Origin of the sequence: Planktophila turicensis (SeqCode) (genome assembly GCF_965234405.1) — a bacterium.
Taxonomy (GTDB): domain Bacteria; phylum Actinomycetota; class Actinomycetes; order Nanopelagicales; family Nanopelagicaceae; genus Planktophila; species Planktophila turicensis.
Genome location: NZ_OZ248346.1, coordinates 79,643 through 95,112, shown reverse-complemented (window position 1 = coordinate 95,112; position 15,470 = coordinate 79,643). Strand labels below are relative to the sequence as shown.

The 15,470-nt window shown below is 47.1% G+C and carries 17 protein-coding genes; 6 read left to right on the top strand and 11 right to left on the bottom strand.

Annotation, left to right across the window (positions count from 1 at the left end; genetic code table 11):
- Nucleotides 1-447, bottom strand: a complete 447-nt coding sequence (locus AC8GFK_RS00440; RefSeq protein WP_506625278.1) for a DUF4395 domain-containing protein — start codon at nt 445-447, stop codon at nt 1-3.
- A 56-nt stretch (nt 448-503) separates the two neighbouring features.
- Nucleotides 504-917, bottom strand: coding sequence for a thioredoxin family protein (locus AC8GFK_RS00435; protein WP_506625277.1), 414 nt, complete (start codon nt 915-917; stop codon nt 504-506).
- A gap of 17 nt (nt 918-934) precedes the next feature.
- On the opposite strand from AC8GFK_RS00435, the gene AC8GFK_RS00430 reads away from it, so the two are divergent.
- The 4 genes from AC8GFK_RS00430 (at nt 935) to AC8GFK_RS00415 (ending at nt 4,153) form a co-directional block, all read left to right on the top strand.
- The gene (locus AC8GFK_RS00430; RefSeq protein WP_426851983.1) at nt 935-1,648 is read left to right on the top strand and encodes a response regulator transcription factor; all 714 of its coding nucleotides are present in this window, start codon (nt 935-937) and stop codon (nt 1,646-1,648) included.
- Nucleotides 1,649-1,650: 2 nt separating this feature from the next.
- The gene (locus AC8GFK_RS00425) at nt 1,651-2,124 is read left to right on the top strand and encodes a GNAT family N-acetyltransferase (protein WP_506625276.1); all 474 of its coding nucleotides are present in this window, start codon (nt 1,651-1,653) and stop codon (nt 2,122-2,124) included.
- A 115-nt stretch (nt 2,125-2,239) separates the two neighbouring features.
- Entirely contained in the window at nt 2,240-3,331 is a 1,092-nt protein-coding gene (locus AC8GFK_RS00420; protein ID WP_506625275.1) for a DegT/DnrJ/EryC1/StrS family aminotransferase, read from the top strand.
- Between the two features lie 57 nt (nt 3,332-3,388).
- Nucleotides 3,389-4,153, top strand: a complete 765-nt coding sequence (locus AC8GFK_RS00415; RefSeq protein ID WP_506625274.1) for a formyltransferase family protein — start codon at nt 3,389-3,391, stop codon at nt 4,151-4,153.
- A 32-nt stretch (nt 4,154-4,185) separates the two neighbouring features.
- Here AC8GFK_RS00415 and AC8GFK_RS00410 read toward each other — a convergent pair whose 3' ends face one another.
- From AC8GFK_RS00410 to AC8GFK_RS00395, 4 genes are read right to left on the bottom strand one after another with little or no spacing between them, the layout of a single operon-like run.
- Nucleotides 4,186-5,547: a transaminase gene (locus AC8GFK_RS00410; RefSeq protein ID WP_506625273.1), complete on the bottom strand. Its 1,362-nt coding sequence runs from the start codon at nt 5,545-5,547 to the stop codon at nt 4,186-4,188.
- Nucleotides 5,548-5,562: 15 nt separating this feature from the next.
- Nucleotides 5,563-6,327: an aldose epimerase family protein gene (locus tag AC8GFK_RS00405; RefSeq protein WP_506625272.1), complete on the bottom strand. Its 765-nt coding sequence runs from the start codon at nt 6,325-6,327 to the stop codon at nt 5,563-5,565.
- On the bottom strand, nt 6,327-7,235 hold the full coding sequence (locus AC8GFK_RS00400; RefSeq protein ID WP_506625271.1) for a carbohydrate kinase family protein: 909 nt from the start codon (nt 7,233-7,235) through the stop codon (nt 6,327-6,329). Before AC8GFK_RS00400 ends, AC8GFK_RS00405 begins: the two co-directional genes overlap by 1 nt.
- Nucleotides 7,232-7,660, bottom strand: a complete 429-nt coding sequence (locus AC8GFK_RS00395; RefSeq protein WP_506625270.1) for a heme-degrading domain-containing protein — start codon at nt 7,658-7,660, stop codon at nt 7,232-7,234. Before AC8GFK_RS00395 ends, AC8GFK_RS00400 begins: the two co-directional genes overlap by 4 nt.
- 80 nt (nt 7,661-7,740) lie before the next feature.
- Between AC8GFK_RS00395 and AC8GFK_RS00390 the strand changes: the two genes are divergently transcribed.
- On the top strand, nt 7,741-8,667 hold the full coding sequence (locus AC8GFK_RS00390) for an aldo/keto reductase (RefSeq protein WP_506625269.1): 927 nt from the start codon (nt 7,741-7,743) through the stop codon (nt 8,665-8,667).
- Here the strand turns inward: AC8GFK_RS00390 and AC8GFK_RS00385 are convergent.
- From AC8GFK_RS00385 to AC8GFK_RS00375, 3 genes are all read right to left on the bottom strand, one after another.
- Nucleotides 8,664-9,422 carry an FAD:protein FMN transferase gene (locus AC8GFK_RS00385; RefSeq protein WP_506625268.1) on the bottom strand — a complete coding sequence of 253 codons (759 nt, stop codon included), beginning with the start codon at nt 9,420-9,422 and terminating at the stop codon, nt 8,664-8,666. The genes AC8GFK_RS00390 and AC8GFK_RS00385 overlap by 4 nt on opposite strands.
- On the bottom strand, nt 9,419-10,033 hold the full coding sequence (locus tag AC8GFK_RS00380) for a hypothetical protein (protein WP_506625267.1): 615 nt from the start codon (nt 10,031-10,033) through the stop codon (nt 9,419-9,421). The genes AC8GFK_RS00385 and AC8GFK_RS00380 overlap by 4 nt, the downstream gene beginning before the upstream one ends.
- Before the next feature lie 65 nt (nt 10,034-10,098).
- Nucleotides 10,099-11,454 (bottom strand): ferredoxin reductase family protein, encoded by a 1,356-nt coding sequence (locus AC8GFK_RS00375; RefSeq protein WP_506625266.1) that lies wholly within the window; start codon nt 11,452-11,454, stop codon nt 10,099-10,101.
- A 90-nt stretch (nt 11,455-11,544) separates the two neighbouring features.
- Between AC8GFK_RS00375 and AC8GFK_RS00370 the strand changes: the two genes are divergently transcribed.
- Complete coding sequence (locus AC8GFK_RS00370; RefSeq protein ID WP_506625265.1) at nt 11,545-12,495, top strand: GDP-mannose 4,6-dehydratase; 951 nt, start codon at nt 11,545-11,547, stop codon at nt 12,493-12,495.
- Here the strand turns inward: AC8GFK_RS00370 and AC8GFK_RS00365 are convergent.
- Together AC8GFK_RS00365 and AC8GFK_RS00360 are read right to left on the bottom strand one after the other, a co-directional pair.
- The gene (locus AC8GFK_RS00365; RefSeq protein WP_506625264.1) at nt 12,492-13,697 is read right to left on the bottom strand and encodes a nucleotide sugar dehydrogenase; all 1,206 of its coding nucleotides are present in this window, start codon (nt 13,695-13,697) and stop codon (nt 12,492-12,494) included. The genes AC8GFK_RS00370 and AC8GFK_RS00365 overlap by 4 nt on opposite strands.
- Nucleotides 13,694-15,391: an O-antigen ligase family protein gene (locus AC8GFK_RS00360; RefSeq protein WP_506625263.1), complete on the bottom strand. Its 1,698-nt coding sequence runs from the start codon at nt 15,389-15,391 to the stop codon at nt 13,694-13,696. Before AC8GFK_RS00360 ends, AC8GFK_RS00365 begins: the two co-directional genes overlap by 4 nt.
- Between the last annotated feature and the right edge of the window lie 79 nt (nt 15,392-15,470).

The window sequence follows — 15,470 nt, the reverse complement described above, 5'->3', positions numbered from 1 at the left end:
TTACTTCGAAGTAAAACGCAAGCCCAGCAGATACATCTCGCAACCTAGGCAGTAATTAAATGCCGCATTGAGAAACGCGGCAGCCAGCGCAAACCCAACGGCCACAGTGAAGACTGCATCTACTCCAGCAAATGCGCCAATGGATCCGACCAATGCAAAACCAAATCCAACAGCCTGCGCAAACTTCGGTGGGCGAACATCTTCAGTTGGAGCAACCTTGTTAAGGCGCGGACGAATAACGTTCTTGAAGATCAATCCGTATGGAGTGAACTGCGGACCACGAGTTGCACCGATTAAGAAGACAAGTCCCTGTGCAACAAGTACCCACTTATTTTGGGTAACGAGCGCAATCGCAAGAACAATTGTTGTGATGCTTGCTGAAAAGCGTGGACCACGTGCATCGATATAGATCTTCTGCACATCTTTGTTATCAAGGACTTCAGACATGGTTGAAGGGTAGAGAACCGCCCCGACATATGCGAGTTGCGAACAATTCGCAGTAATTACTGAATGGCAGCGAGCGCAGCCAGAACTTGCTCACGCTTAGGTGTGCCCGCAGCACGCCCTACTTCAATGCCGTCCTTGTTGATAAACAAAGTCGTCGGAGTTGAGCGAATATCTAATTCACGGACCAATTCAAGATGTGACTCGGCATCGATCTGCACATGCTTCACATCGTTCATTGGAATGACCATCTGAGACAACAATGAATGGGTAGCTCTGCACGGTGTACAGAAAGCTGATGAGAACTGCACCATAGTGGCTCGTGATCCCAGAGCCTCGCCCAAGACATCAGCGCTCAAGCGATGGCCCGGAATAGCTTTATTCGAGCGAATCGCGCCCTCTTTACGCTTCCACCAGAAGCCATATGCCGATGCAAGGACCAGCACAATCGCGAGTGGTAGATACGTTTTCACAAGAGTATTCTCACACAATGGCCAAGGTGTTGCTACTTACTAATTCACAAGGAGCGAGCGCAGAAGTTCTTCCTGCTCTCGGCCTCTTGCAACACACTTGCAAAGTGATGCCACTTGAAGCATCTGTTCTCGTTGATACACCACTTATGGATGTTGTCTTTGTCGATGCTCGTCGCGATTTCCCAACAGCAAAATCACTCACACGACTTCTCTCAACAACCGGAGTCGGTGCGCCCATTATTGCAATCACCACTGAAGGCGGCCTCTCTGCATTCACTGCAGACTGGGGCGTTAACGATGTCATCCTTGATACTGCAGGACCTGCAGAAGTAGATGCGCGTATCCGCATCGCAGTTGGCGCACATGCGGCGCAACTTGAGTCACTTGATCCCACATCATCTGAAATCCGCCAAGGCGATGTTGTCATTGATGAAAATACTTACACAGCCAAGATCAAGGGCACTTCCCTTGACTTAACATTTAAGGAATTCGAATTACTGAAGTACCTCGCACAACACCCAGGTCGCGTCTTTACTCGCGCACAGCTTCTTCAAGAGATCTGGGGCTATGACTACTTCGGTGGAACTCGCACAGTCGACGTTCACATCCGTCGCCTTCGCTCAAAGCTCGGCCCTGAATTTGAATCAATCATCGGCACTGTCCGCAACGTCGGATACCGCTTCACCGTACAAAACGGTGGCAAGGAAACTTCTATCTCTGAACTCGTTTAACCATGCGCCACATCCTTAAGCTCAACCGTTCTCTTCAAGAGCCCATCGCACACATCGAACACAGTTACCAATTCATCACCTTTAATCCCGAAGTTCACCCTGAAGCATGGCTAGAGCTGAATAACCTCATCTTCGCTCAGCACCCCGACCAAGGTAATTGGGCGATGGCAGATCTCGAAAACAGAATGGCTGAACCTTGGTTTGATAACGAAGGGTTCTTCCTATGTGTTCACAACGACAAGATTGTTGGTTTCTGCTGGACCAAGATTCACAATGCATTCGTCAATCAAGATCCCATCGGTGAGTTGTATGTAATTGGCGTAGATCCCTCTGAATCAGGGAAAGGCATAGGTCGAGCAGTCTGCACAGAAGGCCTTATTTACCTGAAAGAAAAGGGCATCAAGCAATCAATCTTGTATGTCGATGACGATAACGAAGCAGGCAAGGGCTTGTATCAGTCACTAAGATTTTTCTAGATTCACGTAGCGAATAATTCCCAGGTCGAATTAATGAATTTGGAAAATAATGGAATTCGATTAGATTTTACTCTAGTTCACATGTGAGACCCTTCAGACAAGGTAGATTTACACTATGAAGGTTCCATACTGGCAAGTCGACTTGGGGGAGGACATTCCCCTGTTGGTAAAGAGCGTCGCCGAACAACGTAGTTTTAGCATGGGTAGATACTGCGAAGAGTTCGAAACTACTTTGGTTGATTTGCTGGGTGTAAAATACGCTATTGGCGTTTCATCTGGAAGCGATGCAATTCTTATTTCTCTCATGGCTTTGGGAATCGGTCGTGGCGACAAAGTGCTCGTGCAGGATCGAAGTTGGATTGCAGCTGCAAATGCCATTGCAATTCTTGGGGCTATTCCAATTTATGTAGACGTTCGTGCTGACTCTCCCGTAATTTCAGTCACCGACTTGATTGATAAATTCACTCCAGATTGCAAAGCCTTGGTTGTAGTCCACATGAATGGTCGACACGGAGAATTTCTCAAAGTTTTACAATTTTGCAAAATGAATTATTTACCTATGATTGAAGACGCCGCGCAGGCACTCGGAAGTAAGATAAAGAATCAACCATTAGGAACTTTTGGAGAAATTGGATGTTTCTCACTTTCAATTGCAAAAATCGTAGGTAGCGGGCAGGGAGGATTTTGCGTCACGAACAGCCAACCTTTGGGAAATAAGATTTCTCTCATGCGCATTCATGGAACAGCGGATCCCTTTGCCGCGAAATGGGAGTCAATTGGATTTAATTTTCGTTTAACAGATTTCCACGCTGCAATAGCTAATAATCAAATAAAGTATTTGGCTGAAAGAATTCAAAGGGCTAATGAGGTGATGAATCTTTACCGTGAGGGACTGAAGGATTCATCCCACATTAGTTTAATTGAATTAGATTTTCCCAGTGGAGAAGTCGGGCCATACGTTGAGGCGACTGTGACAAAATCTAGAGAGAAACTAATTGAATTTGCGAAATTTAGAAATGTTGAAATAAGGCCATTCTATCCAAGTACGTCGCAAGCAAAGTATCTCGGCGGGTTCGGAAGCACGCCAAATGCTGATATGTATGCAAAAACTGGAATTTATCTTCCATCGGGACCTGCTATTTCTAATAAACAGGTAGCTTACGTGTGTGAAGTTGTGCAAGATTTCTTTAATGAATTCGAGAATTAAATAACTAATGCCTTTACTGAAATCAAATAAACTAGATGTGGATAGGAAAATGTTAAGTTGAAATCATTTCATGCAGTCTATGCAATGGTGGGCGATGACTCGGCTTATAGTACGGATTGTGTTCAAGTCATTCTTGAACACGATTTGCCCTTGGTTGCGATTGGCGGAGAAGGGGCAGCCCAAATCGCCAATAGATTAAATCTCAAAGAAAAATTCCCAGGATTACTTATCAGCTGTAACAAAAGGCCATGGGAAGATCTTGATTTTTATCAAAAAACTAGTGGTCCAAATTTATTGGGTCTTTCCTTGGGTCTCGGTGAAATCATCCCCGAACAGTTTCTTGCAAGTAGATTTTGTGTTAATACCCATCCATCTGCCCTTCCCTTCAATCGCGGTTCTCACCAGAGTTTCTGGGCAATTATGGATGAGACGGCCGGTGGAGGAACTCTTCACCAAATGACGGCTGGAGTGGATGAAGGAGCAATTCTTTATCAAGAAACTTTTCCCATTCCAAGTTGGATGACTTCAGAGGAATTGCAATCTCGACAACTTCGCAGCTGCATAAACTTACTCAGAGTGAACTTGAAAAGAATTTTTAGTGGCGATTATGAATTAATGGCTCAAGAAGGTGGAACCTCACATTTGAAACGTGAAATTAAGAATGAAACAACATTGAAGGAGAATTCGAGTATTCAAATCGCACAGCTTCTTAAACTTTGTAGAGCGACCTGTAACAAAGGCAACGGATTCTGGATTGAAACAGAAGCAGGGGAATTTCACATACAACTGAATGGGATGGAATTTCATCCCAATTCCAACTAGGTGAAGGTGAGAATAAGCCCTCGAATCACAACCTAGGAGTTATTTAATTCCGCGCACATAGTTCTAAACGCTGCAGTGTGACCATCGACATCTGCCTCAGTTGTATCTGGACACATCAGAGCCATGTTGTGGAACGGCGTAATCAAATAGCCATCATTAAGTAGGCGCAAGTGAATGTACTGCTCGAGTTCGAAATCACCTGAATCAGCGGCTTCTTTACCTGTCACAGGCTGCTTACCTTTAAAGATGTACTCACCGCGTGCACCTAAACGGTTGCAGTGCCAATCAAGATCAAATTCCTTAATCGCAGCATCAATGCCATCGCACCAACGATTACCCAAAGCAACCATTCGTTCAAAGCTTGCCTCTGTGAGAACTTCAGTGAGCGTCGCCTTCATCGCAGCAAGTGAAAGCGCATTTCCAGCAAGAGTTCCACCAATGCCACCGAGGTCGATGATTTCTAGTTCCACCATCTTCTTGATTGCATCCGCTATCTGTTGAGTCATCCCGAATGTTCCAGTTGGAATACCGGCCGCTAGTGCCTTACCGATAGTAAGGAAGTCAGGCTTCAAACCAAGTGCCTTTGTCATTCCACCAGGACCCACAGAGATTGTGTGAGTCTCATCGATAATTAAATAGGTGCCGTACTTCTTTGCTAATTCCTGCACGCCAGCCAAGTAACCATCTTGCGGCAGAACTATTCCGATATTGGTCATCGCAGGTTCCATCAAGATTGCTGCGACATCACCGTGCGCAAGAGCTTTTTCCATCGCCGCTAAATCATTAAATTCAACAACGCGAGTGGTCTCGGCTAAATCAACAGGCGCGCCAATATTTCCTTCACGTTTTACTGTAAACCCAGCATCATCAAGAGTTGCAAAAGTTTCATCGACAGAGCCGTGATAGCAACGATCGATTACAACAATCTTGCTACGGCCTGTGATCATGCGTGAGTAACGAATTACGTGGCGATTCGCATCGGTAGCTGACACAGTGAATTGCCACAACGGCAGACCAAAGCGTTCTTTCAATAGCCCAGAGACAATTGCAGCGTCTTCGGTAGGCAACATCGCTGTAATGCCTTTACCAACCTGCTCACGGATTGCAGCCACAGTCGCATCAGGTGAGTGACCTGTCATCGACCCGGTATCGCCCAAACAGAAATCAACATATGTATGACCATCAACATCGGTAAAGCGCGCACCCTTAGCTTCCTTCACAAATACGGGATGCGAGCCTGGCCACTTAGCCATCCATGACATCGGCACGCCTTCATGCATGACCTTCTTCGAATCTTCAAAGGCTGCAGCAGATTTCTTATGGGTATCAAGAAAGCGCTGTTCTTCCTTTGCGCGAAGTTCTTTGAGGTGTTGGCGATTTATCTGTGTGCTCATAAGAGCCGATTCTATTTACCCTTGAGAGAAAACGAATAGGGCTTCGATGTAGTTCTCACCACTAATACCTAAATTAGCCGCATCCGGTGGCGCAGTCTGTGGCTCGATACAAACCCCATCTGGATCCTCGTTATAGACAACCCACCACGGAGCATCGGATTCAATATCGATACGGGCAACATCTTCCCAAATTACCGATGGAGTTCCGCGAACTTCCGTAAAGGCATCATCCCAAGGCTCTGGCGTTGGTGAAATGAGTTCACCCGTTGGCAGTCCATCAGAGCCACGCTTTAACATCTTTGCAGCGCTAAATTCGATTTCAGCCGCTCCGCCGCGTTCTAGATCACGCGCAAACCACGGATGCATTCCTAGCCAGACAGGGATATCGCATCCGTTGTCGTCGTATTCAAGTGACCAACGAATTGCATCATCAAGAACTTCAATTGTCTGTTCGACTGTTGCACCCATATACGGCTTTGGCAGATGCAATAAAGAGCGCCCCGGGCCGATCTCTTGCCACGATGAAGTGATACCAAAACCGTGAATCGCATTCGGTGGATCAATATTTGTAGGCAGCTGATGTTCAATACCAGAACCAGATGTAATCAAACCATCACGAATGCGCCCCGCCCACGGAGCCATTGGATACCAACCGTTGGAAAGGAAGTTGCCGCGGAATGGAACCGTAAATTCCATCTCGCGCCATTTAATGGATGTGATCTTTCCTCCGCCATCGAGATCGATAGCGACCTGAAATTCTGCATCATCAATAAATTGCATCAAATACCCTTCAACTCATGTTTGTAAGGAGGCTGTGCGCCCTTACGAGAACATGTAATTCCTGCAGCAACAGCTGCACGGTGCAGAGTCTCCTTCAATACTTCAGCAGTTAGATTAAGAATTCCCTTTTCAATCATCGCTTCAACAATAATTGCACCCACCGTGTCTCCTGCACCAACGGTATCTGCGACCTCAATCTTCACACCCGGTACTTCTACAGAACCATCAGCGGTAATTCCAAGTAGTCCATCGGCACCACGTGTAATCACAACGAGCGCAGCACCATCGCTAATCCAGCGCTGTGCAACATCTTGATATTTCTGATCTGGATATAACCACGCCATATCGTCATCACTGACCTTGATAACGGATGAGATAGCAGCCCACTTTTCAACGGCCATCTGATACTTATCGCGATCACCCATTACTGCAGGGCGAATATTGGGATCAAAGACAATCGGGGCAAACTCAGCCACGCGAATAGCCCAGTCATAAAGAACATCTGCCCCTGGCTGAATAACCGTGACCAGAGTGCCTATATGAAGCACATTCGGCTTATAGCGAAATGGGTCTGGCAACCAATCAAGTGAGAAATCAAAGGTTGCTGTTCCATCGATTTCAAATTCATACGACGCCCCGCCATTTTCAGCCAGTGACACAATCGCTAAACATGTTGGCTTATCGCTTTTTAAAGCAAGATCTAACTTCACTTCATCATCAAGCAATTCTTTACGAGACATGACTCCGTATTGATCATTAGAAATACCATCAATAAATTGCACATCGCGACCTAAGCGCGCTAGTGCCTTCGCAGTATTTGCTGGCCCGCCACCCACATGCGGAACGCGCACACCATCAGCGCCAGGAATTAAATCAATAAGCACCTCACCACAAACCCAGATACTCACTGCTGTTCTCCCTTGCGCGCTAAATATTCGGTAATGACTTCGACGCCTAACAAGTGATCTTCCACTTGTGGCAACCCACTAATAATCAAGACCCCAGTTAAACCCAACCCAACGACATTGAGCGCAAGCCCACCACCATGAATTGCATACAACTCATCTTCTAATCCTTTTTCCGCATGCCAATCAATGCCTTGCTCTTCAGCAATCACTCGCTCATGAATTGTTGAACGCCCTGTTAAATTCACAACGCGGGCCTTGCGACCAATCCACCAATCATTTTCTGGTGATGATCCAGGCAGTGATGCATGGAAGACAATCCAATCTTTCATCCGTACTTCAACTGCTATCGGGAGCTTTCGCTCTAAACCAATCGCCTGCCCAATCGCACCGATTTCAAGTGCCTCTGCCTGCGTCAACGATGACAACTGCAAAGCCTTGGCCTCAAGAGCCAAACCTTCACTTGTAAACCCACCAGTCGTCGCCACCACGCAAGTATCATGGCTCAATGCTGACAATTCCAGAAACTGACCTCGTTGTTCACCCACTCTGCCTCGGCGGAAACGTATTTGGCTGGACCGCAGACGAAAAGCAGTCTCACGATGTCTTAAACGCCTATGCCTCCCACGGTGGCAACTTCATCGATACCGCCGATGTCTATAGCGAATGGAAACCAGGCAATAAGGGCGGCGAATCCGAAACCATCATCGGCACCTGGCTTAAGTCACAAGATCGCAGCAAGTTCGTGATTGCAACCAAGGTCGCCAAGCTTTCCACCCGCCCCGGCCTTCGCCCTGAGAACATCATCGCCGCCTGCAACGACTCACTCCGCCGCCTACAAACCGATTACATCGATATCTACTATTCACATCACGACGATGCCGAAGTACCCATGGCAGAAACCTTGGGTGCTTACGCTCAATTAATCAGCGAAGGAAAAGTTCGCCATATCGCCGCCTCACAACACACAGGCGCACGATTACAAGAAGCCCTCAATATTTCTAGAGAAGAAGGCTTGCCTCAATACATCGCTCTTCAAGATCACTACAACTTAATGGAGCGCAACCCATTTGAATCAGAACAACAAGAAGTTCTCGCAACAAACAACATCAGCGCCCTACCTTTCTACTCACTCGCCCGCGGATTCCTTTCAGGCAAGTACCGCCCTGGTGTAACCGTTGATTCTGTCCGCGCAGATGGCGTTAAGGAATATCAAACCGATAAAGGCTGGGTGGTAGTTGCAGCCCTCGATGAAATCGCAAAGGCACATAACTCATCAGTTTCGGCAATTGCTCTCGCTTGGCTTCGTTCAAACCCAATTGTCAGTACACCGATTACATCGGCTCGCACAGTCGAACAACTGAATGAAATCATCGAAGTTGTTCATCTTTCAGAGTACGAAGTAAAGAAACTCAACGCAGCTAGCGCTTATTAACCTTTATTAGCTCCATACGACCAGGCTGTTCCATCGTGGCGATTAATTGTCCAAAAAGAGTATTCAGCTAACTCAGGTCGTCCAATCCACTTCTGTGCATCCACACCATCAACCATCAACGCAGTTGCCAACGCATCACAGATAGCCCCATCAGGTCCAATAACACTGGCAGAGCGCGCACCGATAGCAATCAGCCCCGTATGTGGATCTACGATGTGCGCACCCTTTTCATAATCACCACTAGTAGCAACTGATCCATCAACCACATCAAAGAACTTCACATATTTCTCAACATCATCAGGGCTAGCAATACCTATATTCCACGGCCCACCTTCAGGCTTCCCACCCCGCAGAACAATGTCGCCAGAGGCATTAATCAATACCTTTTCAACCCCTGCCGAAACCAGCATCTGCGCACCGACTTCAGCAGCCCACCCTTTAACTAGCCCAGACGGATCAAATCCTCCTACTGCTTTCCAAGGATCAAATGCACCCAAAGTTAACTCACGAGAAAATTCACAGAGCGCCCAAACTTGCTGCACATATTCACTTGCATCTTCAATCGATAACTCACCACGTCGAATCTGTGAAACTTGTGAATCAGATATATATGTCGAGAAATCTCGATCTACTTGAAAAAAGAATTCTTCTACTTCATCAATCGCAGCACTAACAGCAACTTCATCTAACCCTGACGAGGTTGCCTCAATGACGACAACCGTTCCCCAGGTTTCAACAAGTCTTTTTACTGTCACAACCCTGCCTTGTTGATTGCAGATTTCACTGATGACCAGAATGCATCGGCAGTAAATGATGCTTGCGATTTACAGCTATTGGAAGTTCCACAAGGCAAGCTTGCTGCTGAATATTGCTTCACCTGTTCAACGGTGATCTTGCCCGAATTTACAAAGGGAATAATTGCAGAGAGTGAATTCTGACTCCATGATCGCGGGGATTGCGAAGCAATTACATTTGTAATAGATCCATTACTAAATGTCACTGTCGCTGAAAGTGTTCCGTAGTTACGCGCATTAAAAGATGCACCCGTAACAGTTCCTGAATATCCGCCACTAGGGGTTGCAACCGTCGGCGTAGCCGACGGAGTCGCACTCTGCGTAGTTGCTGGTGCCCCAGAAGTATTTGGCTGTTTTGTTCCAACAGCCTTTGTTGCTGCAGGAGTAGGCGCCACAGTCGTTGCAGATTGAGTCGCAACTGGTGCAGTTGGTTGAGTAGATCCAGTTACTGCACCAAGTGATCCAGTCAGCCCACTAACATCTTGAGTCGACGTGAACTGCGGCGGTGTAATGGCCAAGACAGCACCAAGCCCACCGACTGTGCCACCTGCAATTAATAATGCGCGTTTCATGGGGTAACTATCTCTTTCAACCCTGAGAGGTAACTGAGTCCGAACGGTGTCATATCTACCAATCCTCACTCAGAGTGGAAGGCAAAAGCTTCATCGTGGAAGCGGTTCTTAGGCACTCCTAGGTCCTCAGCAGCCTGTTTCACGGTCTCTACAAGCGGCCCAGGGCCACAGATGTAGATATCTGAGTCAGCAATCCGTGGAACCAATTCTTCAAGCGCCTTCGCATCCATCGGATGTTCGTTGCGAGATCCCACCAAGTAATGAACCCGTATCGTGCCCCCCGAATTAGCCTGTAAGTAATCAAGTTCTTCCTTCAGCACTAAATCCTCTTTACGCGATACGCGATAGATAACATCTAGCTGCACGCCATTCTTAAACTCATCCATCAGCGCACGAATCGGCGTAATACCAACGCCACCACCGACCATCACCACATGTGGTCTTGTTGCACGCCCCGCAGTGAATGCACCGTATGGACCTTCAACGAATACTCGTGTTCCTCGCTTTAAGAATGCAAGTGAGCGAGAGTGATCACCCAAATCCTTCACAGTCACACGTAAGAAATTCTCAGTCGGCGCAGCCGAGAGAGAATAGGGGTGTGACATCAAGAAGTGACCACGAATTAAGAAGCGCCACCCAAAGAACTGTCCACCCTCAGCCGAAAGCTTATGCAGATTACGCCCCTTCATGATCACCGAGATAACCCCGGGGCCTTCAACCACAACTTTGTCCACAACTAAATTGAGTTCTAGCGAGCGCCACAGTGGAATACCAAATCGGTAGCAGACAACACAGACTGCCATCAACACATACAAAGAAGTCCAGTACAGTCGATTAAGTGGATGCCCCACAAACATCTGACCATTAAGCACCTGGTGCATAAATGAAACAGCGATAGCAATGTATGTATAGATATGGATAATCCACCATGTCTCATAACTCATCTTCGCTCGCGCCTTCTTATATGAAGTCACTCCCGCCATTACCATCAAGATAAATCCCGCCAGCGCCGGCCACATCCACGCCATCGAATTAACCATCCGCCACATCTCGACAGCCAGCATCACGCCGTCTTGGCCAGCAGATGACACCACGATAAAGAGCACGTGCGTCCCAATGAGATACAAACTCCATGGCCCCAGCTTTCGATGCCAGGTCACCAATCGATCGTGCCCCACCCCGCGTTCAACCCACGGAATGCGCGCAATCAAGAAGATGCCCACCACCGCAAAGAAAGTCCCTGTAAGGGCCGCCAAGCGCGATACAGATGCGACCACCGCATAGACCGATGAGATATCGCTCTTCCTCATCGTCGTCACCTGCAGAGCCAACGTCAGCCCCAAGCCAATCCCTAAGAACCACGAAGCCCAATCAACCCCAGCCGATGAGTGCTTCTTATAGGTGGCCCCAGTGCTTTTCATACCCAAACCTTCCCCTACTTTCCTGAGAACCACCTGCAAGTAACCCGAGCCACCACTTAACAAAGCAGCATAAAAGATAGACTCACGCCCATGCGCGCTTTCATCACCGGTGGTGCCGGTTTCATTGGCTCTCACCTCGCCGATGCCCTCATCGCCCGTGGCGATAGCGTCACAATCCTCGACAACCTTTCCACTGGCTCAAGGAAGAACATCACTCACCTCGAAGGCAAAATCATTGTCCACGCAGGTGACATCCGCGATAAAGAACTCGTCGACAAGATGGTCTCTGAATCAGACACCATCTTTCACATGGCAGCAGCCCTTGGTGTTAAGAACATCATGGAACACACCATCGAATCCATCGACCGCAACTTCGCAGGCTCTGAAGTAGTTCTAAACGCCGCAACCAAACATGACAAGCGCCTACTCATAGCATCAACATCTGAGATCTACGGCAAGAACCCAAACCAACCTCTTCATGAAGAATCAGATCGTGTAGTCGGCGCCCCACAAAAGATTCGATGGACATACTCCGACGCAAAGGCACTAGAAGAAGCTGTTGCACACACCCTTCACAAGACCCACGGCCTCAAAGTCACCACAGTCCGCTTTTTCAACACCGTCGGACCGCGCCAAACCGGCCAATACGGAATGGTTGTTCCCCGCTTTGTTCAATCTGCTCTCAAGAACGAAGACATCACCATCTACGACGACGGCAGTCAATCACGGGTTTTCTGTCACGTAGAAGATGCCGTCCGCGCAGTGCTTTCGTTACTCGATTCCGACACAACAATTGGTGACTACTTTAATGTCGGTGGCGTTGGCGAAACCACAATCAAAGAACTAGCCCAGCAAATCATCAAGCAGACCAATTCAAAGTCAGAAATTAAGTTCATCCCATATTCAGATGCTTACCCTGCAGGCTTTGAAGATATGCAGCGCCGAGTGCCAGATGTCTCAAAAATCAAGAAAGCGGTTGGTTGGACTCCAACCCACACTCTCGATTCAATTATCGATAGCGTTGCAAAGAGTTTTTCTTAAAGCCCTTTAGCTCCAGCAACTTTTCCAGTCGTATCAAATACATACGGTGCACTGGCCAAAATATCGCGTTCTTTAACGTCATCGTGCTTGGTTATTACGAGAGCAATATCCGCCCCTGACAAAAGCGATGATGACTCGCCATTCCAGCTTTCGACTACATCGTCGTGCCAAGAGACGACCGCGCCACGTTTACGCAAGTGCTCAATGACGAGCTCTGCGGCAGTTTCTCGAACATCTGCCACGTTCGGCTTATAGGCAACACCGACCACAAGAACGCTCTTACCTGAAAGTGATCCACCGTTATCAGTTTGAACTCGATCAACTACGTATTTCGACATCTCAAGGTTCACTTCATTTGCTCGACGAATGAAAGTGGCAGGAGCCCCATGTTCCTCAGCTACTGCTGCCAAATATGTTGGATCCACCGGAATGCAGTGGCCACCGACACCAGCACTCGGTGTAAATTTCATAAAACCATAAGGTTTTGTGTTTGCTGCATCCAAAGTCTCATAAACGCTGATTCCTAATGAGTGAGCAATCTGAGCAAATTCGTTCACGAGGGCAATATTTACTTGACGGAATGTATTCTCAAACAGCTTCGCAGCCTCTGCTACCTCTGGAGAAGAAACTTCAACTAACTCATCGCAGAACTTGGAATAGAACTTAAGCGTCATCTCATTGGCTTTAGGTGTTAATCCCGCATATAAACGAGGTGTGTTCTTTTGGTTGTAATCCCCACGACCTGGATCTACTCGCTCAGGGGAGATTGCGTATAAATGTTCAATCAAGTTCTTTGAGTATTTTTCAATCGCTGGCTTGATGTAGTTACGAAGCGTCCCAGGAAATGATGTCGATTCGTTTATTACCAAAACTGGTTTTGTGACATTTTCACCAATTGTTCTACAAGCAGCATCAATAAACGCTAGGTCTGGTTGGCGATCTTTGGTAAGTGGCGTTGGAACCGCAATGACAACGAGGTCAGCATCTGCAATCTCAATCCCATTGGTGGTAGCGCGGTATCTGCCAGCCTTAATCCAAGTTTGCAACACCGAACCTTCAACACCTTCAATATGTGAAATTCCTGAATTTAACTGATCAACAACCCGTTGGTTATTGTCGAACCCGATTACTTCAAAGAATTCCCCCGCAAATGCAGAAATTGTGAGACCGACATACCCCTGTCCAATGATTGCAACTTTCATTGAATAGAAGTTACATCTGGGTTTAGTGGATCTAAGCGCTTCATATTCTCAAGTGCTAGCGCTTTTTCCTCTGCAGTTGAATCCCTGATTAAATAAAGAATTTTCCAAAGGTCGAAGGCCTCGGGATTCCAATTCACAGCTTCAAGTGCATACTTGTGTGACAGATTAAATAAATTGCTCTGCTCGAGGGTTTGAATATTATTCACATACATCGTCGAATTCTGAGGGTTAAAGTAGCTGGCCTGCATGGATTCCTCAATGGCGGGAACCGTTCGCGCCAATTGAGCGCTCCTCCATTTTACATCTGACGCAAAAGGTGGAAGGGCAATCAGCAATCCAACAACCCCCCCAACGAGCCCAATCAAAAACATCTGCGGTTGGATTGACTGGCTTTGCGTCTTTCTCTTTGCCTGATTTTCTGATTGGTTGAATTCTTTAGTCTCGGATCTTGTTGAACACTCATACGCAATAAGCAAGCCACTCAGCAACCATCCCCAGACCGCAAGCCCGATTTGGTTAATGCTAATGATTGATTGCACTTGATATCCCACCCAGGCGGTCACCAATACGGCAAGAATTGGGTCGTATGCCTTGGTTCGAATTATCATTTTTATCGCGGCTAAACCAGCGAGTCCCATAATTGATAGATATGTAAGGAATAGCGGCCACCCACCAAAGGCAAACATGTCGAGTGGAACATTGTGGGCTGCATTGACCACTGTATTGACACCCGGAAGCTCAATCGCATGGAGATCGCGAGACCGTCGATACCAATCACCAAAGGAATCCATTCCGACGCCAGTAATTGGATGACTTTCGCCAGTATTCCAGCCTGCAAGCCAGTACTGGCCTCGCAAAGAGACAGAAGTCTTATAAATGTAGCTAGTTAATGGACCGATTTGTAAGGCTCCTAGGAGTGCAAATAAGCCCGTCACAAAACTCACCAGCAAATAACCAATTGTTGCTGCATTGCCGAATCGAGAACGGATGAAGAGAAATCCGAGAATTCCTACTCCAAGGGCTGCGACAACCCGTCCTTGAATGGCATGAGAGTCATAAATTTCGAAAGCTGTAACTGGGAGAACTACAAGAAGTGAATATCTCATCATTTTTGGAGCTGAGGATCTCAATGCAAAAGCTAGATACGCGGTAAAGAATATGCCAAGGAAGGATCCAATAAAGTTTGGATTACCCAATGTTCCGAGAATGTTTCCGTACGGATTAGACCATCCTACGAAGTCTCCAAACATAATCACCCAAAGGCAGTATGCGATATTTATGATTCCGGCAAATAGCAGGCCATTAATTACAGCTTCAAAATTAGATGGTCTTCTAACAATTAACGCTGACAAGAAAATAGAAGCCAAGAACAGGTACGTCAGGAACCCATTGTTGCGCCCGTAGCTACCGTATAAATTTTGCGTGACCGGGGAATCGCTCGAAATTAGTGCGAACAACATTGAAAGCATGAACAGGCATACAAATAGAAGGGTGAGCTTGTGCGCCCTAAGCAAGTTGCGAGTAGCTGAAGAAATCAGGACACCCAGGGCGGACAAGCCTATTACGCCGATTGCCACAAATTTTGGTGTGTTAACTGGATCAGTTACCGAACCGCTGATAATCAAAATTGTAGTTAACGCCGCGCCTACTGAGAGAATTTTAGTTATTAATTTTTCGCTAATCGCAGTACTCATGGACAAATTCTATCTGTAGAAAGGCCGAATCCCGGCTCCCCCGAAGGGGAACCGGGATTCGGTTCTGATCTTTTCAGTC